The following is a 25,530-nucleotide window of genomic DNA, read 5'->3' as shown; positions in this document are numbered from 1 at the left end:
GTCAGAGGTTCAAACTATCTTTTCAGTCCGAACATCTTCGCAATCGTCTTCTCCATGAATGTGGCCGGCAACAACCGACGCGCCAGAAACACGACCGGTGCGTTGCTGCCCCTGGCGTACAAGGGTTTCGGCTTGTCGGCCTCGATGGCCTTCAGTACTACCTCGGCGACGTCCTCGGCCGAGATGCCGCTGCCCTCTTTGCGATCCAGGGCCGAAATCGCCGTATGGAAATCGTCTCGGTGGACCGAATCCGCAGCGATGTACTTGGTGCGGCGTTCGCTGATTCCGGTGTTGATCGATCCCGGTTCCACGGTTGTCATCCACACGCCGTAAGGAGAGAGTTCCAGACGCGCCGCGTCGGAGAAGCCCTTGATCGCCGCTTTCGTCGACGCGTAGGACGAGCGATAGGCAAGGGGAAAGCTGGCCAGCATCGAGCCGACCATCACGATGCGGCCGTATCCGCGCTCGCGCATACCGGGAATGACGTTCTGCGAGAGAGTCACTGCGCCGAACACGTTCAATTGGAAGAGTCGTTCGATGGCATCGGTCGGTAGTTCCTCGAAAGGCCCGGACTGGCTCTCCCCGGCGTTGTTGACGAGGATGTCGACGGTTCCGAGATCGGCCGCGAACGCGGTGATCGACGCGGAATCGGTGAGATCGAGAGCGCGGTACTCGACGCCTGCCGCCCTCTGGGCGTCGGTCATGGAATCCGGATTTCGAGACGTGCCGATGACCCGGTATCCGCGAGCGATCAGGGCCGACGCGACGGCCTTTCCAATACCCGACGAAGCTCCGGTGACCACTGCGGTGCGATTCATGCCCGAATGGTACCGGTGGGGCCGACGGATAGCGGATGACGAATCCGCCCATACCGATTAGTCTGTTACCTGTGCATACGAACTCCGCTGCCCTGCTGCTCGAGCACCTGTGCATGGCCTTCGGCCCGAAACCTGCGGTCGACGACCTGTCGCTGACCGTCCCGCCCGGCTCGATGTTCGGGCTGGTGGGACCCAACGGTGCCGGCAAGACGACATCGCTGTCCATGGCCGTGGGACTGCTCAGACCGCAGTACGGGCGGAGTCTGGTGTTCGGCCGGGACGTCTGGGCCGACCCGATTGCGGCCAAGGAACTGCTCGGAGTGCTGCCCGACGGACTGACATTGCCCTCCCAGTTCACCGGTCGCGAGCTTCTGACCTATATCGGTCGACTGCGCGCGATGCCGGAGGACGTCATTGCGCAGCGTCGAGACGAGTTGCTGGACGCCTTGGACCTGACCGACGCCGGAGGTACCGTCATCGCCGACTATTCCGCCGGAATGACGAAGAAGATCGGGCTGGCCTCGGCGTTGCTGCACGGCCCCCGGTTGCTGGTGCTGGACGAGCCCTTCGAGGCTGTCGACCCCATCTCCTCCACCACGATTCGTACCATCCTCGTGCAGTTCGTCCGCTCGGGCGGGTCGGTGATTCTGTCGAGCCACGTCATGGCGCTCGTCGAGCAACTGTGCACGCACGTCGGCGTCATCACCGGTGGACGAGTGGTGGCGGCGGGAACCGTCGACGAGGTCCGCGGCGGCGGCACACTGGACGATGCCTTCGTTCGCCTCGTCGGCACCCGCGATCAGAATCCGGACGGCCTGTCCTGGATGCGCTCGTGATGTCGGTCGGCCGGACCGTCCTGCAGATGCGAATCACGCTCTATCGCAGGCAGTTCAAGGGCGGGCAAGCGGTGATCAAGTCCGTGTTCGGACTGCTGGGGCTGGCCTTCGCCGTTCTCGTTTGCGTGATGTCGGCGCGAACGGGGGCCTCGCAGGTCTTGGTGGGCGGGACCGCAAGCCTCGCGCTGACCCTGACCGGCCTGGGTTGGGTGCTTTTTCCAGTGCTGTCGGGCATTTCCGACGACAACATCCAGCCCCGTCATTTTCAGCTGCTGTCCGTCGACCCCGCTCGACTGGCCCGTGCGCTACTGACCACGTCGGTGGTCGGCATCGTGGTTCCCCTGACGATCGTCGTCACCGCGTCCATTCCTATCTACGCTGTGTCTCGCTCGGTCGCAGCACTGCCGTTGGCTCTGGTGGCCTGGCCCGCAACGGTGGTGTTCTTCGTGACGCTGTCGAGGGTGGTGACGCTGGCGATGTCGCAGTTGCTCAAGAGTCGACGCAGTCGCGAGTTCGCACTGTTGGCGTTCGGAGCGATCTTCGGAGGCCTGTACTTCCTGCAGTTCCCTATCACCCAGAACCTCGATCGAGTGCTGTCGGGTGAGGTGACATGGCCGCTCACGCTGGCACATTCGATCCCGTTCAGCTGGGGTATCACCAGCGTCGACGCTGTGCTGGAGGGCAATTGGCTGTTGGCGGTCGGCGCACTCGTGGGCTTGGTGCTGGTCGACGTCGCCTTGGTGTGGGCGTGGCAACGGCTGGTGCTTCGGCACTTCGATGGCCGGATCTCCACGTCGTCGGGTTCATCGCGTAAGCAGACGATCTCCGATGGCCGCGACGACGCGACAGGGTGGCGGGCAACGAGGGTGGGTGCGGTGGTCGTGCGAGAGCTGTCCCTCTGGCGCGGCGACATGCGTCGCCGAAGTCAGCTGCTGTCGGTGCTGATCTTCGCGGTGTTGGCCGGGATCGGGCCGTTGGTGACCGACTCGATTCCGTTCAGTGCCGCCTGGGGTGCGTGGATCGTGATCTTCATGGCGATGGGCGCGGGATCGAACTTCTACGGTCTCGACGGTAGTTCGATGTGGCACCTGGTGATGATTCCGCAGGCCCTCCCCGACGACATCCGTGGTCGGCAGATCGCCTGGTTGCTCGTTGCGACCCCGTTCGCGGTGGTGCCGGTGCTCGTGGTTCGAGTATTCGGCGACCTCGGGCTCGAACGCGTGGAAGTTCCCATCGCCGTGACTGTTTCGATGCTGGGAGTGGGTGCAGGGCTGACCGCGGTCAATTCCGTTCGTGGCGCATACCCGGTGCCCGAACCTACGAAGTCGTTTTCGATGAACACACGAGGATCGTTCACCGGCAATGCATTCGGATTCCTCGTACTCGGGATAGTGGTTCTGGCGGTGTCGGTCGTGCCTGCGTTGCTGCTCGCGCTCCTCCTACCCGGAGCCTGGGCGTACCTGTCGATTCCAGTGGCCGTGGTGATCGGATTGATCGGAATGTGGTGGGGCGCGCGGATGGCTGTCACCGCGCTGGTTCGTGACTCCGACCGAATTCTGAATTCGGTGCTCTCACGGTAGAGCGCGAAGTCCGGTCGACATCTCGAACAGTGCGACGCTGAACCACGAACTGCCGTCCGCGAAATCGTGCCTACCGACGTAACGGAACCCGTGCCGCAGGTAGTAGCTGCGCAGGTCCGTGTTGGTCTCGGCGCAGTCAAGTCGGAGCAGCGCTCGCCCTTCCTGCCGGGTCCGCTGCAGTGCCCACTCGAGCAACGATGCACCCAGTCCTGTACCTGATTCACTTCTGTCGATCACCAACCCGTGTACGTAACCAGCACACGCATCCGGTTCGGGCCAGATACTCGGATCTGCCCAGATCAATCGAAACGCCCCGACGATCGGTCCGCCGGGGCTGCGTCGAGCTACGTAGAACTCCCCCGCGGCTACCTGCGCAACAACGGTCGACAGAGGTACCTCGCGCGGTGTCCATTGATCGATTCGACGTGCCGCCAACCAGTCCTCGGCGGCGTGCCTGAGGCCGAGTATCGTTGCGGCGTCGGCGGTCGATGCGAGTTCTACGGTGAGCACGGCTCCATCGTAGAAGAGGTGGTTGCTGTGGTGAACGTACTTGTGGTCGAAAGTGATTCGGATCGAATGTCGTTTCCCTCCCTCGATGGGGTTCTGTTCCGGAGCTGCTCCATCGCTGAGGTGGCCGATGTCGTGGAGTGGGCGGAGGTGCTGCTGTTTCGCACGTTCGAGGCCGTCGATCTGCAAGCCGTATGGCCGAATGCTGTGAACCTGAGGTGGATCCACGCGTCGAGTGCGGGAGTGGATCGACTGTTGGATCCTGGTCTTCGGGCGGGATCGTGGGTGCTGACCAACTCGGGAGGCGTCCTCGATCGCGCGATAGCCGAATACGTCGCAGCAGGAATTTTGGCGTCTGTGAAGAACTTTCCCCAGGCACTTCGCCGTCAACGTGAACGAGTCTGGGAGCACCGAGTCGGCAGCGGAGTCCACGGTAAGAGTGCCCTCGTCGTCGGACCGGGCTCGATCGGACGTGACATCGGCCGAGTACTCGGTGCACTCGGTATGCGCGTCGACGCGGCCGGGACATCGGAACGTCCGGGTGATGCGGAATTCACCCGCATCCGACGTGCACGTGAACTGCCGTCGTACGCAGGTGAGTACGACGTCATCGTGCTCGCTACCCCGTTGACCGACGGCACTCGCGGGTTGGTCGATGCCGAGGTCCTCACAGCGATGCGCCCCGACGCGGGTCTGGTCAACATCTCCCGCGGTCCGGTGGTCGACGAGCACGCCCTGTGTGTGGCTTTGGCTTCTCGGGCGATCGGCTGGGCCGTGCTGGATGTATTCGAGATCGAGCCGCTGCCGGCGTCGAGCCCGCTGTGGGACCTGGACAACGTGATCCTGACCGCGCATCAGTCAGGCGACACGGATGACTTCGCCAAGCGGTTGTGGCGATTGTTCGAGCAGAATCTCGAGCGATACATGATCGGTTCGCCGCTGCTCAACGTGGTGAACAAGCAGGCGGGTTATGTCGAGCGGTAACGCGAACGGCCAAAGTGTGTGTAACACTGCGTAGCGTGTACTAGGGTGCACGAGTGCGTGTAATCAATCATTCGGCTCTCGCGTCGACCAGTCGCGAGGCAGCGTTCGCCTACCTCGACGATTTCCGTAATGTGCCGCAGTGGATGTTCGGCATCACGCGGTTCGAGCCGACCAGCGCCATCACGTCCGGTCTCGGTGCCACGTACGACGCGACGATGCAGATCGGGCCCAAATCGCTGAAGTCCGTTGTGCACGTCACCGAATGGGTCCACAACGAGCGACTCACGCTCGAGTCGGTCGAGGGGCTCTCGAACTCGTCGACCTGGTCGTTCGAGGATGCCGGTGACGGTCGAACTCGACTGGTGGTCGTCTTCCGATACAGCCTGCCCGGTGGTATCGCCGGCAAGGTGCTCGGAGCAGTGGTGGAACCCGTTGTAGGACAGGCGATCAAGCACACCGAATCGACCCTGCGCGGTCGGTTGGAAGCGGCCGCTCGGTAAACCTGCATGTCCTCGGCGGACAAACGTCGAGGTCGGTACTCTGGCTAACATGCCAGAGCATGCGCAACCAGAACGTGGATTGACATTCGGTCGAGTCGCGGAGAAGTACGATCGCGCCCGACCCGGCTACCCCGCCGAGTTGTACGCGGACATCGTGACCGGAGGCAGGCTACGGGTACTCGAGGCCGGGGCCGGTACCGGTAAGGCCACTGTGGCACTGGCCGAACTGGGGGCATCCGTGGTTGCAGTGGAACCGGATTCGGGAATGGCAGAGGTCGTACGGCGTCGCACCGAGAACCTCGACGTCGAGGTGCAGGTCTGTCGTTTCGAGGACTGCGAAGTGGAGCCCGCGTCGTTCGATGTCGTCGTCGCCGCGCAGTCCTGGCATTGGGTGGACCGCGAGCTAGGAGCGGCGGTGGCGGCCCGCGCGTTGGTCCCGGGCGGATCTCTTCGGCTGTGGTGGAACATGCCGGACAACCTCGACGGTCCGACGTGGGACGCCGTCAGGGCTGCTTACGACGCGACCGAACCCGACGCGTCACCGTTGCTGGCTCGTTCTCTCGGTGCACAAGCGGAATCCGAACTGCCTCGCGCCGACGGCTTCGGTCCCTGGTCGTCCTCGACGTACGAGTGGGTCCAGCGCTATACTGCGGACGAGTTCTGCGCGATGGCTGCGACGTACTCCAGCCATCTGATACTCGACGACGTGCGACGCGACGAAGTGCTGAGCTCGGTGCACGCGGCGATAACCGAATACGGACACGTCGACTATCACTACGTCACTCAGATGGTGACAGCGCAGGTGCAGTGATCATGGTCGGAGACCGTGTTCAAGCTATGGCGCGCAATCAATTCGGGTCGACGGCGGTGGTCGACTCCGTCCGGACGCTGTCGGGTGGGGCGTACAACTCGACCTACGAGGTGCACCTTGCCGGGCGGCCTTCGGTAGTTCTGCGTATCGCGCCGAAACCGCAGCATCAGTATCGGAGCGAAACCGAGATGATGCGCAACGAGGCCGCGACGACTCCGCACCTGGCACCCATTGCCCATCTGTTGCCGAGGATTCTCGGTGTCGACTGGTCGCACGACATCGTCGATCGAGATTACATGTGGCAGAACAAGATCGCCGGTATACCTGCCTCCCGGGCATTCGCTGCTCACAGTCGAGAAGCGATGGTTCCTCTGTTTGCCGAGATCGGAACGGTCACGGCTGCAGTACATTCGGTGGTCGGTCCCCATTTCGGAACCGTTCGCGGCCCGCACTTCTCCACGTGGAGCGACGCGGTGACGCACCGATTGACCGAGATTGTCCGGGACACCCGAGATGCGGGACTCGACACGCGCGCCGCCGAGGAAGCATGCGCGTCGGCGCAACAGGCGAGCGACGCTCTCGACCGAGTCACCGAACCGCGCCTGCTGCACGGTGACCTGTTCATCCCCAACCTCGTTCTCGACGAGGAGTCACTGCGGATCGTCGGAGTGCTCGATCACGATCGCGCATTCTGGGGAGATCCGGCCGCCGACTGGGGCATTCACGCGATGGCAGGTAGAACCGAGGCCGAACGTCGAGCATTCGACGACGGCTACGGCGCTCGAGTAGGCGACGAGACCGTCGCGCACATCTACCGAGCGCTACACGCCGGGGCGATCACGCTCGAACGCCACCGCCTGGGGCGTGGCCGACAGGGCTAGGAGATCAGGAACGGAAGACGATGCGGGTAACCCACTTGGTGTTGTGCACCCCTGGCAGCGCAGGGACGATCACTCGCGCCGGAAAGCCGTGATCGAGCGATAGATCGACGCCGTTGACGCGCAAGGCCAACAGTGAATCCGGGTGTGTCGCTTGATTTCCCTGCAGTACTGCGCGAGTGAAGGCCCCGTTCTCTTCGAGCGAGGTGACCTCGGCCGAACGGGGAGTGGGAACCCCGGCCAGGGAAGCGAGCTCGGCCAACGGAACGCCGGTCCAGGTCTGAGTGGTCGACCATCCCTCGACGCACGCGATCGGTAGTGCGGCAGTGCGCTGCGGCATCGACAGCAGCCTTCCACGGGACAGCACAACCGGAACGGCGTCGTCGGAAGCGCTGCTGATCGTCAACTGCCAGTCGGCTCCGGTCTGTGCCTCGGTGATTCCCGCCGCCTCGGCGGTTCGATTGATCTGAAAGTCGTTGGGGCCGTCGCCGTAGGAGCGTCCGCGCGGCAGCAGAATCGCGGCCTTGCGGAGCACGCCTCCGACCGTCTGGCCGATTGTCAGTACAGCGACGAAACCCATTCCTGCTGCGACCAATCCGATTGCGCCGCGCCTGGTCATGGTCGATGCAGGGGCTCGGTCGGGAGCCTCGTTGCGCGCGCGCAGCACGTCCATCAACGACTCCGACCGCAGGGTTCGCCACATCAACGGAACCTTGAGGCCGAGGTGGACGAGGAACCCGGCGATGAAGACCCAGGCACCGAAGTAGTGGGCGGCGTAGAAGTCGAAGCCGAACACGTAGTCGTACTGGATGTTGAGAACACCGGTGACGATCTCGAACAACAGACCGCCGACGAGCGCCAGCAGAGACAGTCGTTCGAGTGCATGCGCCGGCGACCGAACCGGCGGCATTTCGACGAGCTTGGGCATCACCGACCACAGTTTCGCGATCACGAGCGGCACGATGATCAGACCCAACCCGACGTGTAGGCCTTGCGTGAGCTGGTACAGCCAGGCCGGATCGGTGGGCCAGTCGAAGAACGGCAACCGCAGCCAGCCGACGGCTCCTGGCCGGGCCTGGCCGAACTGGGGGCCATAGGCAATGTACGAGAGAAGGCCGGTCACGATGACGATCGGTAGGGCAACGAGCAGCACTGCGCCGAACAGTGACGTCAACCACGTGCCGCGCAGTGGACTGCGAAAGCGCGCGAGCGGGTTACGGTCGTCGGCCATGTAGGGCATTCGCTGCCCCTCCGATGTCGGATGTGTCGGGGTCAGCTCCCGGGCATCACGCATCGCCTCGTAGAACGCGCGGGTGTCGGCGCTGGTGGACACTTTGGGACGGGTAGCGGCCCATCGGTGGAAGAGCTCGTCGTACCGATCTCCCAGCGCCGACGGCAGAGCTGGGTACTGGGCCGCGATCTCGGCTGCCCGCTTGCGCAGGAGGGCAGTTCGAGCGGTGTCGATGGTGGCCGGATCGAACCCCGGGGGCAGCGGGTCACCTGCCACGAGCGCCCGGATGAGCTCTTTCTGGCGGCGGGCCAGCTCCTCGCTCACACCGCCGGGCCCAGCACGCGCTCCGGGGTGATTCGTGTCAGTCCTGCCGAATCGGCGATCGCGTCGAGTTCGTCCAGTAACTCGACCTCGGGTGGGTAGTGTCCGTCACGCTCGAGCGTGAGTGGGGCGCGGTGCCCGGCTGCGGTGAACGTTCGCAGTAGCTCGAGCACCTCCTCGGGAACCGCCGCGGTGTGCGAGTCATGGTAGACGCCCTCGATAACTGTGCCTCCCGCAATGTGGCAGTAGGCAATTCGGTCCAGAGGCAGCCGGGAAAGTTCGGTCCAGGGGTCACGGCCTCGGTTGCGTGCGTTGGCGTAGACATTGGCGATGTCCAAGACCAGGCGGACTCCGGTGCGTTCGACGAGTTCGGCGAGAAACTCGCTTTCGGTCAGCTCGTCCTCCGGCCAATCGAAGAGGGCCGCAATGTTTTCCACCGCCAGCGGAACGGTCAACCCGTCCTGTGTCCGCGCGATGTTGCCGATCAGCACCGTCAAGGCGTCGCGGGTCCGCGGCATCGGAAGCAGATGCCCGGCCTCGATTCCGTCGGCTCGAACGAAGGCGATGTGTTCGCTCACGATCGGGGACCCGAGCAGCGAGGCCACCCGCTGCAGATTTGCTATTCGATTGTGCTCCACCGGCTCGGCACCGCCCAGCGACAAACCGATTCCATGGGTGATGACAGGGACGCCCAACGCGGTGAGGCGCTCCGGGACGTGGTCTCCGATCGACTCGGCAATCACCTCGCAGAACGCAAGCCCCGTCAATTTCGAGATAATTCCCGAAACCTCGGAGCGCCAACCGATTCCGAGCCCGACCGGCACGGTCTCGGTACTCATCCGCCGCACCCGCCGCCGCCACAGCCGCCGCCTCCGCAACTACTGCCGCCGCCGTCGCCCCCGCTGCTACCACTTTCGCCGCCGAAGCCGAACGATGCCGCACCGCCGGCATGTGCGGTGCCGTAGCTGAGCGCGCCGGCCATGGCTGGATCGAGCACCATCAGTGCTCCTGCTCCGAAAAGAGCAGCCGACATGCCCGCACGCGACGGCCCGTATGCGGTGAACGACGGTCGCGAGCGCGGAGAGAGGTAGTCGTTCTCGACGCGTAGTCGGCGGAGCTCCGAATCCCCGAGGGCGGTACGCCGTGGTCTGCGGACGGCAACGGGGAGCAGCGCGAGCAGCACGAGAACGATTCCGACGAGGAACCACACCGGCTTATTGTGTGCACTGCCAACGACGATACGAACGATGCCGACACCGGCGACGAACAGGATGGGGAACGCTCGCGCAAGCATCGGACGCTCTGCCGAGCCATGCATCAAGCCTTCGTCGACGAGCGCACTGCGCAGCTGCGCGCACGACCCGGACATGTTCGTCACCAACCGGGATCGAACCAGAGGTGCCTTCCCGCTTCCGAGGCGTTCGAGGACGGTTCGGGTGAACCAGTCCAGATGCGTCCGCTCGGTGGCGGTCAGTGAGCGCCGCACTCTGCCCCTCGAGTCGATCACGTCCGCACCGCGCAGAATGGCCAGTGACGCCATCACCGCCTGGGTGTCGTTGGTCAGTGCCCCGACCTCGGGCGGCGTGAGCACCCGTCCGGTCGGAGAGGCGGGAACGGACCGGTGTGCGGCGATCCAGTTGCCGGCCACCGTGAGAACCACTGCGAGGAACGCGGCCAGCAGATACCACCGCAGGAACTCTGCGCTGGGAATGCCCCAGGTGTCGGTACTGTCCACGGCTGCACCACCCTTCGGTCGGATCCAGCATCTGGTGTCAGTATCGGGCCCCGCGGCGAGAAAGCAAGAGAAAAAACGTCCCCGCGGGGACGGGTCGGTCCACGGAAAGTGTTTCTGTCGGTACCCTGTCGTACCTTCATCGAACATGCATTCGATGAATGGGGGCGTTCATGATCGACATGTCCGAGCAGGCATCCGAGGCGGGGCGGATCGAGACGAAGGAAATCGAGACCGAAATCTGCGCTTTGGCAGGTCAGATCGCGGCAGCATCGGCTCAGTATCTGATCTTGGTGGGTGAGTTCGACGCAAGGTGCGGCTGGGCGGGATGGGAGGTCAGGTCGTGTGCGCATTGGTTGTCCTGGCGCGCTGGAGTCGATCTGCACACCGCTCGTGAGCAGGTACGGGTGGCCAAAGCGATGCGAGATTTGCCGTTGATCACCTCGGCTTATCTGAGCGGAACCGTCTCCTACTCGAAGGTGCGGGCGATGACGCGGGTGGCCACGGCCGAGAACGAGGCGTCGTTGCTGCAGAAAGCGCTCGATGCCCCCGCCGCGCACATCGAACGGCTCTGCCGTGGTCTGAAGAAAGCGATGCGCCCGACCAGGGGCAACGGTGTCGCCATGGATCCGTCCGTGGGGCGGTGGCGCTGGGACGAGGACGACGGGTCGCTGGTACTCACGGCGCGGTTCCGTCCGGAGGACGGCAAACGGCTTCTGGCCGCGTTGACCAGGGCCGAATACGAGCGGACCCGAACCGAAGACGAAGCGGACGCCGATCGGGCCGCCCCTGCGCCTCCCAATCCGGTCCCGGCAATGATCGCGATGGCGGAGATGGTGTGCGATGCGCTGGACTCGCCGGTTGTTTCGCCTGCCGCGGAGGTGCTGGTGCACATCGGCGGCATCGACGAAGCAGGTCATGATCATGCCCATTTCGACGACGGCCCAGGGCTGGACGACGAGACTTTGGCTCAGGTGCTGTGCTCTGCCGTCATGCGGACGATCGGGCACGGCCGCCTGGGCAAAACCGTGCGGTGGAGTCCGACTGCCAAAGTTCCGAGCCGAAGTCAGTTGCGCCAGTTGATTATTCGAGACCGCTGCTGCACGGCTCCCGGTTGCGGGCGCACTCGATTTCTGCATGCTCATCACGTCACCTACCGCTCACGGGGAGGCGCGACGTCACTGGACAACCTGGTCTTGCTGTGCGGCGAACATCATCGCGCACTGCACGACGGCTACTTCTTCGTAGATGCCCTGGGGGATCAACGTTTCTCGTTTCATCACCCTTCGGGAATCGCGATGATTCACGCGCCGGCGATGTCCGGTGACGCCGACGAACTTCGACGACGGTACGGCGATATCGCACCCGACGCCATCGATCCGAACTGGGGCGGAGAAGGCCTCGACCTGAGCTACGCGACCGATGTTCTGATCACCAACTGGCAGCAGGCTGCATGAAATGGGGCGATACAGGGCAAGTTAGTGTGACGGAGAGACTCGGACAAGAAGCGGTGGGATATGAGCGTCGACAGATCGATGGAGGACGAACAGTCCTGGCCGATGGAACGGTGGCCCAGCTGCGACGACGCGACCAGGCCCGAGGACGATCCGTTCTACGCCGCGCCCGAGGGATACGAAGCGGCTCTGCCCGGCACGGTTCTCAAGGTACGACCGGTCGAGGTGGCGATGTTCGGACGCGTGCACCAGCACGTCGATGCCTGGCAACTGCTCTACCGCACCGCTGATCTGGGCGGTCTACCGCAGGCCAGCGTCACGACGGTGCTGCGCCCGCAGAACGCCGAACCGGTACTGCTGTCGTATCAGTGCGCCATCGACGGGGTCGCGTCCTCGTGCTTTCCGTCGTACGCGCTCCGTCGTGGCTCGAAGGCTTTCGGCGCTGTTCCGCAGTTCGAGTTCCTGCTGGTACTCCACGCTCTGCGTCGCGGGTGGACCATCTCGATCCCGGACCACGAGGGCCCCGACGGTCACTGGGGTTCGCCGCAGGAACCTGGATTCTGCACGCTCGACGCCATCCGCGCGTCGCTCTCGTTCGAGCCGCTCGAGTTGAACAGCAGTACGCCGGTCGCGCTGTGGGGCTATTCCGGCGGTGGGCTGGCGACGTCCTGGACGGCGGAGATGTCTCCGGAGTACGCGCCGGAAATCGAACTGGTCGGTGCGGTACTCGGATCTCCCGTTGGGGATCCTGGCTCGGCGTTCACCAGACTCAATGCGACACTGCACGCAGCGTTGCCGACGTTGGTGGTGGCGGGGCTGCGACGGACCTACCCCGAGCTGGACCGGATCATCCGCCAGTATGTGAACGAAGACGGATTGCGCATTCTCGACTCCGTCGAGTCGATGACGACCGTCCGCGCGGTCACCAAACTTGCTCGGCACGATCTGGACCACTACATCGACATTCCGTTGGCCGATCTGTTGGCGCTTCCCGAGCTCGTGCAGGTGTTCGTGGACATCCAACCCGGCCGGACCGCTCCGACAGCCCCGCTGTTGGTGATCCAGGCAGTGCACGACCAGATCATTGCGATCGACGACGTGGACGGGCAGGTCGATCGGTACAACGAGGCGGGCGCTCGGGTGACGTACCTACGAGATCGGCTGAGCGATCACTTGTCGCTGCACCCGCTCAGCGCGCCTTTGACCTTGGACTGGCTGGCCGCTCGATTCGCCGGCGAGCCGGTTCCCGACCCCTCGACGCAGACGGTGTGGTCCACTGCGTTCTCGTTCGCGGCGGTTCGTGGTCTGATGTCCCTGACCTGGACGACGTTCCGAGCACTCACCATCGGCGTCCGGGCGTAGCTACTCTCGGAGCGATGCAGCGGACCTGGGTACGGCTACTCACTGGCACCATAGCGATATTGGGCATCCTCACCGGGCTGGTGGCGATGCTTGCCTATTACACCGACACCCAGGTCAACGTGCTGATCGCGCTGGCGTCGTTCGTTCCGCTGATGTTCGTCGCCGTCGTCTTCGGTGGTCTCGTCGCGCTCATCGGGCGACGATGGATTCTCGCGGCGATCTCGGCCCTCGTGTTGGTGGCTGGCGCAGCGTCGTACGCACCTCTCTACGTGGCCGACGCGGCACCGAGCTCCGACGGGGTCCGGCTACGCGTCATGCAGGCAAATCTGATGGTGGGACAGGCGGATCCGACGGCGGTGGTCGATCAGGCGCGCAAGAACTCGGTCGATGTCGTCACGATTCAGGAATTGACGGACGCGTCGGTGATCGGTCTTACCGATGCCGGTATGAACGATCTCTTTCCCTACAGCTATCTACGGCCGTACGCAACGGGCGGCGGCGGGGCCGGTATCTACAGTCGTCTGCCGTTGTCCGACAGTCGGGAACTGAACGGGTACGGGCCGATGAATCTCGAAACCCGGGTCGATGTCCCCGATTCCGAGCCGATCTTGCTGCTGGCCGTGCATCCCGGACCCGCATACATCACTCCGGCCGATGTCTGGACTGCCGAATTGGACACGCTTCGAAGCGATCTGGAGGCTGCGGCGAGTACCGGACCGGTGATCGTCAGTGGTGACTTCAACACGACATACTCGCACAAGAAGTTTCGCAATCTCCTCGATGCCGGATACTCCGACGCCGCAGCACAATTGGGGAAGGGCCTCGTCCCGACGTATCCCACGGACAAGGGCACGCCCGCTGTCGTCGGCATCGACCACATCCTGTCCAACAGCGGACACGCTCGATCCCTGGAGAGAATCGATCTCCCCGGATCGGATCATCACGGACTGATCGGGGAGATCGAGTTTTAGCTCACGCGAGCTGATTGCTTACGAGACTTGCCACACTGCAACAGGATTCGTACTGCTGCCGGAGTGCCGTCGAGTGATGTCACGATGTCGTTGCGGGTCTGCGCTGCCGCGGCGGACACCGCGTCGAGCGACGTCACGGCGGGGTCGAGGGTTGCGCTGATCTCGACGACTCGCTCCCCGCGATCGGACACCGACCGGCCGGATGCGGACACCACACCGGGGTGATCGGCCAACGATTTCGCTGCACTCTTGGCGGCGGTGGTCAGATCGACACTGAGCCTGCCGTCGACGTCGGAATCCGGCGTGGATGCAAAGGCCACTGTGCCTACCGAACGGCGCGGCAGGTGCGCGAGAAGCCACCACAGTCCGAGGAGAACGAGGACGATCGCCGCTGCTCCGAGGGCCCAGGGCCACCATCCTGCATCGACTGTGGTGTCGACGAACGCGGCGTCGATGCGCTCACGGCCGGGGAACTTGCCGCGCTGCCATGCGATGGCTCCGCCGCCGAGGGCGATCAGTGCGAGACCGACGACTGCAGTGCTGGTTCGGTCGAGGGACGCGGTAGCGCGCTTCATGAGGCTTGTCCTGTCGTTCGCACTCGGGTGCGTACTTTCGGTGCCGATACGAGTGGGCGGAGGGCGTCGTCCACGGAGGTGACGATCGAGGATTTCAGGGCCGAGGTGTCGGTACCCACCACGGTGGTCGCAGCAACGGTGACCTTCTTGTTGCCGGCCTTCGCCGTTGCGGAGTCGACCCCGACGTTGTCGAGAGCTGCGGCGCGGGCCACGGCGGCGACGTCGCCCTTGCGGAGCCAGATGTCCTGCTCGGTCAGTGCTCGATGCGTACGCCGACGCGGACGAATGGCGACGAACACCAGGATGAATCCGATGACGACGGCTGCGATTCCTGCCGGGAACATCCAGCCCTGTGCAGTCAGGCCGTCGAGATGAGTGGCGGCGGGGCCGACCCACTCCGGTCCGTCGAGGGCACCCAGCTTCAACAATGCTTCGCGACCGAGGACGATTCCGGCAGCGACGAGAACGAGTGCGAACAGAACAGCGGGGACGGCGGCGGTAGGGCTTGCAACCGGCTTCTTGCTTGCCTTGGCGTTCACTGCACTCTCCCTTCGTCGACGGTTGCTTCGGCCGGCACACATTGGACGGTCACGTCGACTCGGTCGACGGTGTAGATGCCCAGCTCGGACAGGTCCCGGGCCACCGCTGCCCGAACGTTCGCGGCGACTGTGGCCAGCGGGGACGGCCAGGTGACGGCTACCGCAACCTGTGCCCGCACGCGTGTTCCGTTGATCGTCACGTCGGCCTTGGGCAGGTCCCGGCCGCCGAGGACGCGCAGTCCGGGGTGGCGGTCGGTGACCGATTCGGTGCTGCGAGCTGCGAGAACGGCGAGACGCTCGACGGCCTTGTGCTTGATTTCCAGTGAGCCGCGCTCACCGGGATCGTTCGGTGTTTCGGCCACGGCTGTCTCAGTCACGACCGCGACCACGCATGATTGAGTTCAGGTCCAGTTCGCCGTCGATGTAGCGCCCGACGAAGAAGCCGAGGCCGCCGAGGACGATGGCGATGAGGAAGCCGGTGAAACCGCCGGCTGCTGCGGCGATGGCCAGCAGAAGTCCCACGAACAATCCGATGGTTGCAGTGGTCATGGTCTTGATCTCCAGTCAGAGTTCGAAGTAGTTGCGACGCGTGACGCGTTTGCGGATGCGAGCGATCCGCTTGGGCAGAGTGCGCAGTGGGGACGGGATAGGCGAGGCGCGGAACACTGTCGGCGCGCTGGCGGGATTGACCGGAGCCGCGGGGAGGACGGCGAATCTGCGGTCGACTTCGGCGAGTTCGGCCATGTAGCGAGCCGGGTCACCGCCGATGTCGGGGTGGTGTTCACGTGCCACAGCGCGCCGAGCCGCCTTGTACTCGGCGGCTCGGTTCTGCGCTGCGTCGTGATTCACCTGGTCAGACTCGCACAATGTCCTCGACGGTGACGTGCACGGGCCCGTCGACCATGGCTGCCACCGTGCGACGCACGGCTTCGGCGGTCTCGCGGACCGCGACACCGAACTCCAGCGTCACGTGAACCTCGGTTCCGTCCTCGTTGCTTCGGACGCCGGCGATGCGGCGTCCGGGCAGGTACGTCGCGGCCTCACCGAACATGCCGCCGTGCAGCCCGACGACACCGTCGATCGCCACTACGGCGTCGGCGATGTCCTCGGACTTGTCACGATCCGTCATGTGCGGCTCGGTCACTGCACTCGGGTGGTGGCGGGCTCGGTGGCGGTGTCGTCGTCGTCCGAGCCGTCGTCGAGGTAGATGTCGTGGACGACGATGTTGACCTCGGTGACCTCGAGACCGGTCATCCGCTCGACGGCGTTGATGACGTTGCGACGGATACCCGCCGCGAGATCTGCGATGGAGACGCCGTAATCGGCGACGATGTCGATGTCGACGGCTGCCTGACGCTCGCCGACCTCCACCGAGACACCCTGCGACTGGTTGACGCGGGCACCCGGGATGCGCTCACGGAGTGCGCCGATCGCGCGGCTGGCTCCGCCACCGACGGCGTGCACGCCCTGAACCTCACGGGTGGCGATACCGGCGATCTTGGAAACGACGGTGTCGGCAATGGTGGTGCGGCCCTGCGAGCTGACGAGTACGGAATCCGACTTCGTGGTGATGTCGGTCTTTCCTTCGCCTGCTGCGGATACGGTTGCCTTGGTGTCCGTCGTGGAGCTCATGAATGCCTCTCTTCGTTTCGATGTTGGTGCGTGAGTGTGTGACAGGAGTTGGTCGTAGCTCGATTGTCGAAACGCACGCTCACTTAAAGTGACCTACGTCATAGATTACGTCTACTGGTAAACCGGTATCGAAGCATCTGCGTACCGACCACGATGAAATGAACGGGGGCCCGATGGAGTGGGTAGACGCGTCGGACCGCGTTCTCGTCGGCGCTGCTGCGCTCGGCGAGACCGATGCGTTCGAGGAGATCGTCCGGCGCTACGGCCCGGAAATGTTCCGGTATGCGCGCAACATGCTGTCCGATCAAGGGGCTGCCGAAGAGGTGGTGCAGGACGCATTCGTGGCAGCGTGGAAGGGCCTGGACAACTTTCGGGGCGATTCGGCCTTGCGTACGTGGCTGTTTTCGTTGGTGTCGCACAAAGTGATCGATCATCGACGACGTCGCAGCGTTCCTCCCGCCGAAGACTGGGTATTCGAGCGCAAGAGCACCGGCGCGGGCAGCGATCCCGGGGCCGATGTCGAAGCCGACAGCTTCATGACGGAGCTGGGCACGGCACTTGCCGAGTTGCCCTACCGTCAGCGGGCCTGCTGGCTGCTACGCGAAGTGGAGGGCCTGACGCACCCGGAGATCGGCGCGATCATGACGCTTTCCGCCGGAGCAGTACGTGGTCAGTTGACCAGAGCACGAGCAACATTGAGCGAAAGGTTGGCAACATGGCGAACTCACTAGAGCCGGATTCGGTTCTTGCGCGTGCTGCCACCGAACTTCGGGACGCACCGCAGGAACCGAACTGGGTGGACATCAGTGCGTCCATCCTGACGAAGGTCCGCAACACGACCAGGCGGACGTGGCCGATCGACGGCGCATTTCCTGCCGGCTCTGCAGCCCGCCCGACGGACACCCTGCGGGTCAGCGACCACATCGTCAAGACGACCCTTCGTCGTGCACTTGCGGACGTTCACGGGGCACAGCCGACCGAGATCGACCTGGACCTCGACGACCACGCCTGCACGGGTCTGTTCGTCGCGGTGATCGGGGTGTACGGCGACGACCTGCAGGCCGCAGGAGACGAGCTGGCGACCATCGCGATCGATACTGTGTCGGATCTGCTGGGCGTCACCCTCGGGCGCGAGGTGGTCGAGATACGCGTCGACGATATCGAGGAGCGCTGACCGAAGGTCTCGGCGTAAAAACTTCGTCATAACCGCTGGTCGACGGCGTAAGAAAGCGTAAGGAACGCGGTTTCGCCGCACCGGGGGCTCCAGGATCGAGCAATGACCGAATTGCTCTGTCTCGTGGTGGCCGCGTTCGTCGCTGTCTACCTTTTCGTCGCTCTCCTCGACCCGGAGAGGTTCTGACGTGATCGGGTTCTTCCAGATCTGCGCTGTCATCGTCGTTCTGGCTGCGGCATACGTGCCGCTCGGCGACTACATGGCCCGGGTGTTCGACTCGAATCACGACACCCGGGTCGAGCGTGTGCTCTATCGGGTGGCCCGGGTGAATTCGTCGTCGGAACAAACCTGGGTCGGCTACTCCACCAGTCTGTTGGGCTTCTCGTTCGCCGGCGTCGTATTCCTGTTCGTGCTGCAGCGAATTCAGGGCGTGCTGCCGCTCAACGGAGGCCTGTCGGGGGTGAGTTCGGCGATGGCGTTCAACACTGCGGCGTCGTTCGTCACCAACACCAATTGGCAGTCGTACGTTCCCGAGACCACCCTGTCCAACCTGACGCAGCCGCTGGGGCTCGCGGTGCAGAACTTCGTCTCTGCCGCAGTCGGTCTCGCAGTCGCGATCGCCGTCATCCGCGGTTTCGTCAGGGTGTCCACGGGCGGTGAGCTCGGAAATTTCTGGGTCGACCTCACCCGCGGAACGCTGCGCATTCTGCTGCCGCTCTCGTTGTTGGTGGCGGTGATTCTGCTGACCCAGGGCACGATCATGTCGTTCTCGACCGGGTTCACCTCCACCGGACTCGACGGACAGACGGTCACCAATGCGCTTGCGCCCGTTGCTTCGCAGGAGGCCATCAAGGAGATCGGTACCAACGGTGGTGGCATTCTGGCGGCCAACTCGGCGCACCCATTCGAGAACCCGACCCCACTGACCAACATCGTGCAGATCATCTCGTTGCTGCTGATCCCGGTGGCCCTGACTCGTACTTTCGGCACGATGATCGGCAACCGCAAGCAGGGCCTGACGCTGCTGGCGGTGATGGCGACGCTGTGGGCCACGCTGTTGGCGGTGACGCTGTTCGCCGAATCCGGCACTCGCGGAGTCGCAGCGGCGGCTGCAGGCGCGATGATGGAAGGCAAGGAAGTTCGCTTCGGCATTCCGGCGTCGGCCTTGTTCGCCGTCTCGACCACCGGAACATCTACCGGCGCAGTCAATTCCGCACACGACAGTATGTCTGCGCTCGGTGGCGGCGCGGTGTTGCTGAACATGCTGTTCGGTGAGATCGCGCCAGGCGGTGTCGGAACAGGACTGTACGGATTGCTGGTGCTCGCGGTCATCGCGGTCTTCGTCGGTGGTCTGCTCGTCGGCCGCACGCCGGAGTTCCTCGGCAAGAAACTGGGTCGACGCGCCATCACGATGGCCGCGCTGTCGGTACTGGTGATGCCGATCCTCGTGCTCGTCGGAACGTCGATCACGGTGATTCTCGAATCGACGACGCGTTACCAGGGCAATCCAGGTATCCACGGCTTCACCGAGGTGCTCTACGCCTACGCCTCGGCGTCCAACAACAACGGCAGTGCGTTCGGCGGCTTGACGGTGACGAGCGATTGGTTCCAGATCTCTCTCGGAATCGCAATGCTGCTCGGCCGATTCCTGCCGATCGTCTTCGTGCTCGCGCTGGCCGGATCGTTGGCGACGACCAAGCGCAGCGCACCCAACGCCGGCACCCTGCCGACGGACGGACCGTTGTTCGGCACCTTGCTGATCGGCACGTCCATCCTGGTCGCGGCCCTCACCTTCTTCCCCGCACTTGCTCTCGGACCCATAGCAGAGGCCATGCAATGAACCTGTCACTGTCCACGGCCGTACCCGGCGCGTTCCGCAAACTCGATCCACGACATCTGGCACGTAACCCGGTCATGTTCGTCGTCTTCCTCGGCTCGATCGTGACGACCATCCTGTCGATCGCCCAACCGTCGGTGTTCGCCTGGTTCGTCACCGGTTGGCTCTGGTTCACGGTGCTGTTCGCCAACCTCGCCGAATCCGTTGCCGAAGGCCGCGGAAAAGCTCAGGCGGCAAGCCTGCGGAAGGTCAAGCAGGACACTGTTGCACGCCTGAGAACAACCTCGGGAGTCGAGGAGGTGGCGGGCGCGAAATTGGCCGTAGGCGACGAGGTGATCGTCTCGGCCGGCGAGGTCATTCCCGGCGACGGCGACGTCATCGAGGGCATCGCGACCGTCGACGAATCGGCGATCACCGGTGAATCCGCACCGGTGGTCCGTGAATCAGGCGGTGACCGATCTGCGGTGACCGGCGGAACCATCGTGCTCTCCGACGAGATCGTCGTGAAAATCACTGCAGCGCAGGGCGAGACGTTCGTGGACCGCATGATCGCTCTCGTCGAAGGCGCGGCGCGGCAGAAGACGCCGAACGAGATCGCCCTGAACATCCTGCTCGCCTCGCTGACCATCGTCTTCCTGTTCGCGGTCGTTGCCATCGGACCGATGTCGAATTACGCGGGGCGGCAGCAAGATCCCATCCAGCTGATCGCACTGCTGGTCTGCTTGATCCCCACCACCATCGGTGCCCTGCTCTCTGCCATCGGCATCGCGGGCATGGACCGACTGGTGCAGCGCAACGTATTGGCGATGTCCGGCCGTGCCGTCGAGGCGGCTGGCGATATCGACACCCTGCTGATGGACAAGACGGGCACGATCACCTTCGGTAATCGCCGCGCGACCGGACTGCACCCGGCGACGGGCATCGACGCCGCCGAACTGGCTCGCGCAGCTCGATTGTCGTCGCTGGCCGACGGTACGCCCGAGGGGCGCAGCATCGTAGAACTGGTCGAGCGTGACTTCGAAACCGATACGGCAGAGGGTGAATCCGAGCGCGGCGAGTTCGTGGCCTTCACGGCGCAGACCCGGATGAGTGGGTTGGATCTACCGGACATGGAGATCCGCAAGGGTGCAGCCGATTCGGTCTACGGCTGGATTCACGAGGGCGGCGGCAGTGTCGATCTCGACGCCACTGTGCACGACATCGCGCAAAACGGCGGCACTCCGCTGGTGGTGGCGGTCCGCGAGACCGGCTCTGCTGCTCGCGCTCTCGGCGTCATCGAACTTTCGGACGTGGTCAAGCCCGGAATTGCCGAACGGTTCGCACAGCTACGGGCCATGGGCATTCGCACCGTGATGGTGACCGGTGACAATCCGCTGACCGCCAAAGCCATTGCCGCCGAGGCGGGTGTCGACGACTACCTGGCCGAGGCGACCCCGGAGGACAAGCTCACGCTCATCCGGCAGGAGCAGGAGGGTGGGCGGCTGGTCGCGATGACCGGCGACGGCACCAACGACGCCCCGGCTCTCGCGCAGGCCGACGTCGGTGTGGCGATGAATACCGGCACCTCGGCCGCCAAGGAAGCCGGCAACATGGTGGACCTCGATTCCGATCCCACCAAGTTGATCGAGATCGTCGAGATCGGCAAGCAGTTGCTCATCACTCGCGGAGCTCTGACGACGTTCTCACTGGCCAACGACCTGGCGAAGTACTTCGCGATCCTGCCGGCTATGTTCTCCACCGTCTATCCGCAGCTGGGCGGGCTCAACATCATGCACCTGGCGACTCCGGAATCGGCGATCCTGTCCGCGGTGATCTTCAACGCGTTGGTGATCATCGCACTGATCCCGTTGGCACTCAAAGGTGTTCGATACACCCCGGCATCGGCGGCAGCGCTGTTGCGCCGAAATCTGCTGGTGTACGGCGTCGGCGGCGTCATCAGTCCGTTCGTCGGTATCTGGCTCATCGACCTGCTCGTTCGACACATTCCAGGGATTGGCTGATCATGCGTTTCGTACAGGGATTTCTCCGCCAGGTAGTGGCCGGCTTCGCAGTACTGCTGGCGCTGACCGTCATCCTCGGTATCGCGTACCCGGCCGTGGTGTGGGGTATCAGCCGCATCGGCACCGACTCCGCCGAGGGGTCGCCGCTGCGTGACGCACAGGGCTGCGTCGTCGGCAGCTCGCTGATCGGCGTCGATCCGCAGGTCGCTCCGGGTGAGCCCGACCCGTACTTCCACACCCGCGTGACGGGGTCGGTGTCCGACGACGACGCCTTCGCGCCGGGAGATCCCGCCGCAGCGCTACCGACCAACCAGGGCCCGTCGAGCGAGGTGTTGGCCTCGTTCGTCGAGCAGCGTCGAGCAGCCATCGCCGCCCGCGAGGACGTCGACCCCTCGGCAGTTCCACCCGACGCCGTCACCGGCTCCGGATCCGGCATCGATCCCGATATCAGTCCCGCCTACGCGGACATCCAGGTCGCGCGGGTAGCGCAGGTCAACGGAGCGTCGGTGTCCGACGTGCAGGCTCTGGTCGCCGACTACACCGACGGACCGCAGTACGGTGTACTCGGTGCCGAAGCGGTGAACGTTCCGGAGTTGAACCTGGCACTACGGAACGCGTACCGGCCGGGTGAGGAGACAGGTTGTGGCGGACAGGGGTGAGCTGCGGATCTACCTCGGCGCGGCTCCCGGCGTCGGCAAGACCTACGCCATGCTCGGTGAGGCGCACCGGCTGAGCGGTCGGGGCTGCGACGTCGTGGCAGCCGTCGTGGAGACCCACGGCCGATCCCGCACGATCGAGGCGCTCGACGGTATCGAAGTACTGCCGATGACGACCGTCGAGTACCGCGGGTCTTCCGCGCAGGAGCTCGATCTCGAGGCCGTCCTGGCGCGAAAGCCACAGGTGGTGCTCGTCGACGAACTCGCGCACACCAATACTCCCGGCAGTGTGCACGGCAAGCGCTGGCAGGACGTGGAGGTACTGCTCGACGCCGGCATCGACGTCATCTCGACACTCAATGTCCAGCACCTCGAATCGCTCAACGACGTGGTGCAGCAGATCACCGGGGTACCGCAGCGGGAGACGGTGCCCGACAGCGTGGTTCGCGCGGCCGACGAGGTGGAACTGGTCGACATCACCCCCGAGGCTCTGCGCAGCCGGCTTCGGCACGGCAACGTCTACGCCGCCGAGAAGGTCGATGCGGCGCTGAGCAACTACTTCCGCGGCGGCAACCTGACGGCGTTGAGAGAGCTCGCGCTGTTGTGGATAGCCGATCAGGTCGATGCGGCATTGGTGAAGTACCGCAAGGACAATCGCATCACCGAGACGTGGGAAGCCCGCGAGCGCGTGGTGGTGGCCGTGACCGGCGGACCGGAATCGGAGACGCTGCTGCGCCGCGCCAGCCGGATCGCCTCGAAATCCAGTGCGGAGTTGATGGTGCTGCACATCGTGCGCGGTGACGGACTGATGGGTGTGTCGGCGCCGCAGATGGGTTCGGTGCGCACGCTCGCGGCCGGGCTCGGTGCCACCGTGCACAGCGTCGTCGGCGACGACGTACCGACGACGTTGCTGGACTTCGCCCGCGGGGTGAACGCGACACAGCTGGTGATCGGTACCTCGAGGCGGTCGCGCGCGGCACGGATCCTGGACGAAGGTATCGGCGCGGCCGTGGTGCAGAACTCGGGAAAGATCGACGTGCACATGGTCACTCACGCCGAACAAGCCCGGCGCAGAGGCATGCAGCTCGATTCGGGGCGGCGACGCATCCTCGCGTGGGTGGCGGCCGTCGTCGTGCCCTGCCTGGCGGCCGCGGTGCTGAGCGCGGTGGGACCGGACTTCGATTCCAGCGGCGAGAGTGCCCTGTTCTTCATGGTGGTGCTCTGTGTCGCATTGCTGGGAGGGGTTGCGCCGGCGGCACTGTCGGCGTTGATCGCGGGATTCCTGCTCAACTACTTCTTCACCACGCCCCGGTACAGCCTGACCATCGCCGAGCCGGACAACTTCGTGGTCACCGTCGTCCTGCTGCTGATGGCCGTTGCCGTCGCCGCACTCGTCGACGCGGCAGCCCGGCGGACGCGTCAGGCACGCAGGGCGACGCAGGAAGCCGAACTGCTGACGTTGTTCGCCGGATCGGTACTGCGCGGAGCGGATCTGACAGCACTGCTCGAGCGTGCCCGCGAGACCTACCGGCAGACTGGCGTAGCGCTGTGGGACAACCAGTCTCGCTCGATCGTCGGTAGCGCGGGTACGCAGGCCCCGATCGATCGGACCGGCGCCGATACCGAGGTGGACGCGGGAGACTTCACGCTGTTGCTCGTCGGCGAACGTACCCGTGCCCACGATCGGCGCGTACTCGCGGCCGTGGCGAACCAGGCCGCGGGCATGGTTCGCCAAGCCCGTTTGGCCGAGGAAGCCAGCCGCGCCAACGCGCTGGCCGAGGCCGACGCATTGCGTCGAGCATTGCTCTCGGCCGTCAGTCACGATCTGCGGACTCCGTTGTCCGCAGTGAAGGCGGCATCGTCATCGCTGCGCAGCACCGACGTGCAATTCTCTCCCGAGGACACCGACGAATTGCTCGCCACCATCGATGAATCGGCCGACCAGCTGACTGCTCTGGTGAGCAATTTGCTCGACTCTTCGCGGCTGCAAGCCGGTGTGGTGCAACCGAGTCTGCGTCCCGTCTTCGTCGACGACGTGTTGAGCGGCGCACTCGTCCAGGCCGACGATCGGGTGCGGGTCGAGGTGGGTGACGTCGAAGTACTGGCGGACCCGGGTCTGCTCGAACGGGTGCTCGCGAACCTGGTGGACAACAGCGCCCGGTACGCCCCCACCGGCGACATCACGGTCCGGGCCGCGGTGCACGGCGAGAGGGCCAGTATCTCGGTAGTCGATCACGGCCCCGGCATCACCGTGGGAGCCGAGAAGACGATGTTCGACGCGTTCCAACGCCTCGGGGACCGCGACAATTCGGTGGGTGTCGGGCTGGGACTGTCGGTGGTCCGCGGATTCGTCCGGGCCATGGGCGGTACCGTCACGGCATCGGACACCGTCGGCGGCGGGCTGACGATGACGGTCGAGCTGAAGGCAGTCGAGTCGAAAGCGGGGAGCAGGTGAAGGTGCGAGTGCTCGTCGTCGACGACGAGCCGCAGATCGTGCGAGCGCTGCGCATCAACCTCAACGTGCGCGGGTTCGAGGTGGTCAGCGCTGCAACCGGCGGTGAGGCGCTGCGGGTGGCTGCGAACTTCCACCCGGACATCGTGATTCTCGATCTCGGACTGCCCGACATCGACGGTATCGACGTCATCGCCGGTCTGCGCGGCTGGACCGAGGTACCGATCCTGGTGCTCTCGGCGCGGACCGACTCGGCCGATACCGTCGAGGCGCTCGACGCGGGTGCCGACGACTTCGTCACCAAGCCCTTCGGCATGGACGAGCTGCTGGCGCGATTGCGTGCGGCGCTACGCCGCGGCCCGCAGACCGTGACCGATCCCGTCGTCGAGACCGCGGACTTCACCGTCGATCTGGCCGCGAAAACCGTTGTTCGAGCAGGAGAGAACGTCCACCTCACCCGCACCGAATGGGGCGTGCTCGAACTACTCGTGCGCAACGAGGGCAAGCTGGTATCGCAGAAGGACATACTGCGCACCGTCTGGGGCCCTGGACACGAGCGCGAAACCCATTATCTGCGCATCTATCTCGGCCAGTTACGGCAGAAACTCGAACGTGACCCGGCGGCTCCGGTGCATCTGATCACCGAAACCGGCATGGGCTACCGATTCGTGAGTTGAGCG

General features: G+C 64.6%; 29 protein-coding genes. 17 read left to right on the top strand and 12 right to left on the bottom strand.

Annotation, left to right across the window (positions count from 1 at the left end):
* Nucleotides 1-14: 14 nt before the first annotated feature.
* Complete coding sequence (locus tag ACFI9K_RS10875) at nt 15-818, bottom strand: SDR family oxidoreductase (protein ID WP_462663501.1); 804 nt, start codon at nt 816-818, stop codon at nt 15-17.
* Between the two features lie 35 nt (nt 819-853).
* On the opposite strand from ACFI9K_RS10875, the gene ACFI9K_RS10870 reads away from it, so the two are divergent.
* Entirely contained in the window at nt 854-1,654 is an 801-nt protein-coding gene (locus ACFI9K_RS10870) for an ABC transporter ATP-binding protein (RefSeq protein WP_462663500.1), read from the top strand.
* 26 nt (nt 1,655-1,680) lie between these two features.
* Nucleotides 1,681-3,234 carry an ABC transporter permease gene (locus ACFI9K_RS10865; RefSeq protein WP_462663499.1) on the top strand — a complete coding sequence of 518 codons (1,554 nt, stop codon included), beginning with the start codon at nt 1,681-1,683 and terminating at the stop codon, nt 3,232-3,234.
* Here ACFI9K_RS10865 and ACFI9K_RS10860 read toward each other — a convergent pair.
* A complete protein-coding gene (locus ACFI9K_RS10860; protein WP_462663498.1) occupies nt 3,226-3,744 on the bottom strand; it encodes a GNAT family N-acetyltransferase in 519 nt (172 codons plus the stop codon). The two genes, ACFI9K_RS10865 and ACFI9K_RS10860, sit on opposite strands and share 9 nt — an antisense overlap.
* A gap of 27 nt (nt 3,745-3,771) precedes the next feature.
* Here ACFI9K_RS10860 and ACFI9K_RS10855 point away from each other — a divergent pair, with 27 nt between their 5' ends.
* Genes ACFI9K_RS10855 through ACFI9K_RS10840 form a run of 4 tightly spaced genes read left to right on the top strand, consistent with a single transcriptional unit; the run spans nt 3,772 to nt 6,917 of the window.
* Nucleotides 3,772-4,725 (top strand): D-2-hydroxyacid dehydrogenase, encoded by a 954-nt coding sequence (locus ACFI9K_RS10855; RefSeq protein ID WP_462663497.1) that lies wholly within the window; start codon nt 3,772-3,774, stop codon nt 4,723-4,725.
* A gap of 53 nt (nt 4,726-4,778) precedes the next feature.
* The gene (locus tag ACFI9K_RS10850) at nt 4,779-5,225 is read left to right on the top strand and encodes an SRPBCC family protein (RefSeq protein ID WP_462663496.1); all 447 of its coding nucleotides are present in this window, start codon (nt 4,779-4,781) and stop codon (nt 5,223-5,225) included.
* A 49-nt stretch (nt 5,226-5,274) separates the two neighbouring features.
* Entirely contained in the window at nt 5,275-6,036 is a 762-nt protein-coding gene (locus tag ACFI9K_RS10845; RefSeq protein WP_462663495.1) for a class I SAM-dependent methyltransferase, read from the top strand.
* A 2-nt stretch (nt 6,037-6,038) separates the two neighbouring features.
* Nucleotides 6,039-6,917, top strand: a complete 879-nt coding sequence (locus tag ACFI9K_RS10840; RefSeq protein ID WP_462663494.1) for a phosphotransferase family protein — start codon at nt 6,039-6,041, stop codon at nt 6,915-6,917.
* 4 nt (nt 6,918-6,921) lie between these two features.
* Here ACFI9K_RS10840 and ACFI9K_RS10835 read toward each other — a convergent pair whose 3' ends face one another.
* The 3 genes from ACFI9K_RS10835 to ACFI9K_RS10825 all read right to left on the bottom strand — a co-directional run bounded on the left by ACFI9K_RS10835 (nt 6,922) and on the right by ACFI9K_RS10825 (nt 10,201).
* Nucleotides 6,922-8,154, bottom strand: a complete 1,233-nt coding sequence (locus ACFI9K_RS10835; protein ID WP_462663662.1) for a molybdopterin-dependent oxidoreductase — start codon at nt 8,152-8,154, stop codon at nt 6,922-6,924.
* A 311-nt stretch (nt 8,155-8,465) separates the two neighbouring features.
* Entirely contained in the window at nt 8,466-9,305 is an 840-nt protein-coding gene (locus ACFI9K_RS10830; protein WP_462663493.1) for an MbnB/TglH/ChrH family RiPP precursor modification enzyme, read from the bottom strand.
* Nucleotides 9,302-10,201 carry a TIGR04222 domain-containing membrane protein gene (locus tag ACFI9K_RS10825; RefSeq protein ID WP_462663492.1) on the bottom strand — a complete coding sequence of 300 codons (900 nt, stop codon included), beginning with the start codon at nt 10,199-10,201 and terminating at the stop codon, nt 9,302-9,304. Before ACFI9K_RS10825 ends, ACFI9K_RS10830 begins: the two co-directional genes overlap by 4 nt.
* Before the next feature lie 170 nt (nt 10,202-10,371).
* Here ACFI9K_RS10825 and ACFI9K_RS10820 point away from each other — a divergent pair, with 170 nt between their 5' ends.
* From ACFI9K_RS10820 to ACFI9K_RS10810, 3 genes are read left to right on the top strand one after another with little or no spacing between them, the layout of a single operon-like run.
* Nucleotides 10,372-11,655, top strand: coding sequence for an HNH endonuclease signature motif containing protein (locus tag ACFI9K_RS10820; RefSeq protein WP_462663491.1), 1,284 nt, complete (start codon nt 10,372-10,374; stop codon nt 11,653-11,655).
* Between the two features lie 60 nt (nt 11,656-11,715).
* On the top strand, nt 11,716-13,014 hold the full coding sequence (locus ACFI9K_RS10815; protein WP_462663490.1) for a lipase family protein: 1,299 nt from the start codon (nt 11,716-11,718) through the stop codon (nt 13,012-13,014).
* Nucleotides 13,015-13,028: 14 nt separating this feature from the next.
* Nucleotides 13,029-13,985 (top strand): endonuclease/exonuclease/phosphatase family protein, encoded by a 957-nt coding sequence (locus ACFI9K_RS10810; RefSeq protein ID WP_462663489.1) that lies wholly within the window; start codon nt 13,029-13,031, stop codon nt 13,983-13,985.
* Here ACFI9K_RS10810 and ACFI9K_RS10805 read toward each other — a convergent pair.
* Genes ACFI9K_RS10805 through ACFI9K_RS10775 form a run of 7 tightly spaced genes read right to left on the bottom strand, consistent with a single transcriptional unit; the run spans nt 13,982 to nt 16,731 of the window.
* A complete protein-coding gene (locus tag ACFI9K_RS10805; RefSeq protein WP_222091558.1) occupies nt 13,982-14,560 on the bottom strand; it encodes a hypothetical protein in 579 nt (192 codons plus the stop codon). The two genes, ACFI9K_RS10810 and ACFI9K_RS10805, sit on opposite strands and share 4 nt — an antisense overlap.
* Complete coding sequence (locus tag ACFI9K_RS10800; protein WP_462663488.1) at nt 14,557-15,099, bottom strand: DUF6286 domain-containing protein; 543 nt, start codon at nt 15,097-15,099, stop codon at nt 14,557-14,559. The genes ACFI9K_RS10805 and ACFI9K_RS10800 overlap by 4 nt, the downstream gene beginning before the upstream one ends.
* Nucleotides 15,096-15,476: an Asp23/Gls24 family envelope stress response protein gene (locus ACFI9K_RS10795; protein ID WP_222091560.1), complete on the bottom strand. Its 381-nt coding sequence runs from the start codon at nt 15,474-15,476 to the stop codon at nt 15,096-15,098. Before ACFI9K_RS10795 ends, ACFI9K_RS10800 begins: the two co-directional genes overlap by 4 nt.
* Nucleotides 15,469-15,648, bottom strand: a complete 180-nt coding sequence (locus tag ACFI9K_RS10790; protein ID WP_027495126.1) for a hypothetical protein — start codon at nt 15,646-15,648, stop codon at nt 15,469-15,471. The genes ACFI9K_RS10795 and ACFI9K_RS10790 overlap by 8 nt, the downstream gene beginning before the upstream one ends.
* Nucleotides 15,649-15,663: 15 nt before the next feature.
* Nucleotides 15,664-15,948 carry a hypothetical protein gene (locus ACFI9K_RS10785; RefSeq protein WP_462663487.1) on the bottom strand — a complete coding sequence of 95 codons (285 nt, stop codon included), beginning with the start codon at nt 15,946-15,948 and terminating at the stop codon, nt 15,664-15,666.
* Nucleotides 15,949-15,952: 4 nt separating this feature from the next.
* On the bottom strand, nt 15,953-16,228 hold the full coding sequence (locus tag ACFI9K_RS10780) for an Asp23/Gls24 family envelope stress response protein (RefSeq protein WP_222091561.1): 276 nt from the start codon (nt 16,226-16,228) through the stop codon (nt 15,953-15,955).
* 11 nt (nt 16,229-16,239) lie between these two features.
* Entirely contained in the window at nt 16,240-16,731 is a 492-nt protein-coding gene (locus ACFI9K_RS10775) for an Asp23/Gls24 family envelope stress response protein (RefSeq protein WP_462663486.1), read from the bottom strand.
* 173 nt (nt 16,732-16,904) lie between these two features.
* On the opposite strand from ACFI9K_RS10775, the gene ACFI9K_RS10770 reads away from it, so the two are divergent.
* The 8 genes from ACFI9K_RS10770 (at nt 16,905) to ACFI9K_RS10735 (ending at nt 25,527) form a co-directional block, all read left to right on the top strand.
* On the top strand, nt 16,905-17,462 hold the full coding sequence (locus ACFI9K_RS10770) for an RNA polymerase sigma factor (RefSeq protein WP_269602036.1): 558 nt from the start codon (nt 16,905-16,907) through the stop codon (nt 17,460-17,462).
* Entirely contained in the window at nt 17,447-17,905 is a 459-nt protein-coding gene (locus tag ACFI9K_RS10765; protein ID WP_462663485.1) for a hypothetical protein, read from the top strand. Before ACFI9K_RS10770 ends, ACFI9K_RS10765 begins: the two co-directional genes overlap by 16 nt.
* A 102-nt stretch (nt 17,906-18,007) precedes the next feature.
* Nucleotides 18,008-18,091, top strand: coding sequence for a potassium-transporting ATPase subunit F (locus ACFI9K_RS10760; RefSeq protein WP_222093319.1), 84 nt, complete (start codon nt 18,008-18,010; stop codon nt 18,089-18,091).
* A gap of 1 nt (nt 18,092) precedes the next feature.
* On the top strand, nt 18,093-19,745 hold the full coding sequence (gene kdpA, locus ACFI9K_RS10755; protein ID WP_462663484.1) for a potassium-transporting ATPase subunit KdpA: 1,653 nt from the start codon (nt 18,093-18,095) through the stop codon (nt 19,743-19,745).
* Complete coding sequence (gene kdpB, locus ACFI9K_RS10750; protein WP_462663483.1) at nt 19,742-21,742, top strand: potassium-transporting ATPase subunit KdpB; 2,001 nt, start codon at nt 19,742-19,744, stop codon at nt 21,740-21,742. The genes kdpA and kdpB overlap by 4 nt, the downstream gene beginning before the upstream one ends.
* 2 nt (nt 21,743-21,744) lie before the next feature.
* On the top strand, nt 21,745-22,401 hold the full coding sequence (locus tag ACFI9K_RS10745; RefSeq protein ID WP_462663482.1) for a potassium-transporting ATPase subunit C: 657 nt from the start codon (nt 21,745-21,747) through the stop codon (nt 22,399-22,401).
* Nucleotides 22,385-24,853, top strand: a complete 2,469-nt coding sequence (locus ACFI9K_RS10740; protein ID WP_462663481.1) for a sensor histidine kinase — start codon at nt 22,385-22,387, stop codon at nt 24,851-24,853. Before ACFI9K_RS10745 ends, ACFI9K_RS10740 begins: the two co-directional genes overlap by 17 nt.
* Nucleotides 24,850-25,527, top strand: a complete 678-nt coding sequence (locus ACFI9K_RS10735; RefSeq protein ID WP_222091569.1) for a response regulator — start codon at nt 24,850-24,852, stop codon at nt 25,525-25,527. Before ACFI9K_RS10740 ends, ACFI9K_RS10735 begins: the two co-directional genes overlap by 4 nt.
* Nucleotides 25,528-25,530 lie beyond the last annotated feature (3 nt).

The organism is Rhodococcus sp. PSi06 (assembly GCF_054960675.1).
Note: the sequence above shows the minus strand (reverse complement) of the source record. Positions and strands in the feature narration are given on the sequence as shown.

Excerpts from the sequence above, each read along its gene's own strand:
- ACFI9K_RS10875 (WP_462663501.1), bottom strand. The coding sequence starts at position 818 with ATGAATCGCACCGCAGTGGTCACCGGAGCTTCGTCGGGTATTGGAAAG.
- ACFI9K_RS10870 (WP_462663500.1), top strand. The coding sequence starts at position 854 with ATGACGAATCCGCCCATACCGATTAGTCTGTTACCTGTGCATACGAAC.
- ACFI9K_RS10865 (WP_462663499.1), top strand. The coding sequence starts at position 1,681 with ATGCGAATCACGCTCTATCGCAGGCAGTTCAAGGGCGGGCAAGCGGTG.
- ACFI9K_RS10845 (WP_462663495.1), top strand. The coding sequence starts at position 5,275 with ATGCCAGAGCATGCGCAACCAGAACGTGGATTGACATTCGGTCGAGTC.
- ACFI9K_RS10840 (WP_462663494.1), top strand. The coding sequence starts at position 6,039 with ATGGTCGGAGACCGTGTTCAAGCTATGGCGCGCAATCAATTCGGGTCG.
- ACFI9K_RS10835 (WP_462663662.1), bottom strand. The coding sequence starts at position 8,154 with ATGCCCTACATGGCCGACGACCGTAACCCGCTCGCGCGCTTTCGCAGT.
- ACFI9K_RS10830 (WP_462663493.1), bottom strand. The coding sequence starts at position 9,305 with ATGAGTACCGAGACCGTGCCGGTCGGGCTCGGAATCGGTTGGCGCTCC.
- ACFI9K_RS10820 (WP_462663491.1), top strand. The coding sequence starts at position 10,372 with ATGATCGACATGTCCGAGCAGGCATCCGAGGCGGGGCGGATCGAGACG.
- ACFI9K_RS10815 (WP_462663490.1), top strand. The coding sequence starts at position 11,716 with ATGAGCGTCGACAGATCGATGGAGGACGAACAGTCCTGGCCGATGGAA.
- ACFI9K_RS10810 (WP_462663489.1), top strand. The coding sequence starts at position 13,029 with ATGCAGCGGACCTGGGTACGGCTACTCACTGGCACCATAGCGATATTG.
- ACFI9K_RS10805 (WP_222091558.1), bottom strand. The coding sequence starts at position 14,560 with ATGAAGCGCGCTACCGCGTCCCTCGACCGAACCAGCACTGCAGTCGTC.
- ACFI9K_RS10790 (WP_027495126.1), bottom strand. The coding sequence starts at position 15,648 with ATGACCACTGCAACCATCGGATTGTTCGTGGGACTTCTGCTGGCCATC.
- ACFI9K_RS10780 (WP_222091561.1), bottom strand. The coding sequence starts at position 16,228 with ATGACGGATCGTGACAAGTCCGAGGACATCGCCGACGCCGTAGTGGCG.
- ACFI9K_RS10775 (WP_462663486.1), bottom strand. The coding sequence starts at position 16,731 with ATGAGCTCCACGACGGACACCAAGGCAACCGTATCCGCAGCAGGCGAA.
- ACFI9K_RS10770 (WP_269602036.1), top strand. The coding sequence starts at position 16,905 with ATGGAGTGGGTAGACGCGTCGGACCGCGTTCTCGTCGGCGCTGCTGCG.
- ACFI9K_RS10765 (WP_462663485.1), top strand. The coding sequence starts at position 17,447 with ATGGCGAACTCACTAGAGCCGGATTCGGTTCTTGCGCGTGCTGCCACC.
- ACFI9K_RS10760 (WP_222093319.1), top strand. The coding sequence starts at position 18,008 with ATGACCGAATTGCTCTGTCTCGTGGTGGCCGCGTTCGTCGCTGTCTAC.
- kdpB (WP_462663483.1), top strand. The coding sequence starts at position 19,742 with ATGAACCTGTCACTGTCCACGGCCGTACCCGGCGCGTTCCGCAAACTC.
- ACFI9K_RS10745 (WP_462663482.1), top strand. The coding sequence starts at position 21,745 with ATGCGTTTCGTACAGGGATTTCTCCGCCAGGTAGTGGCCGGCTTCGCA.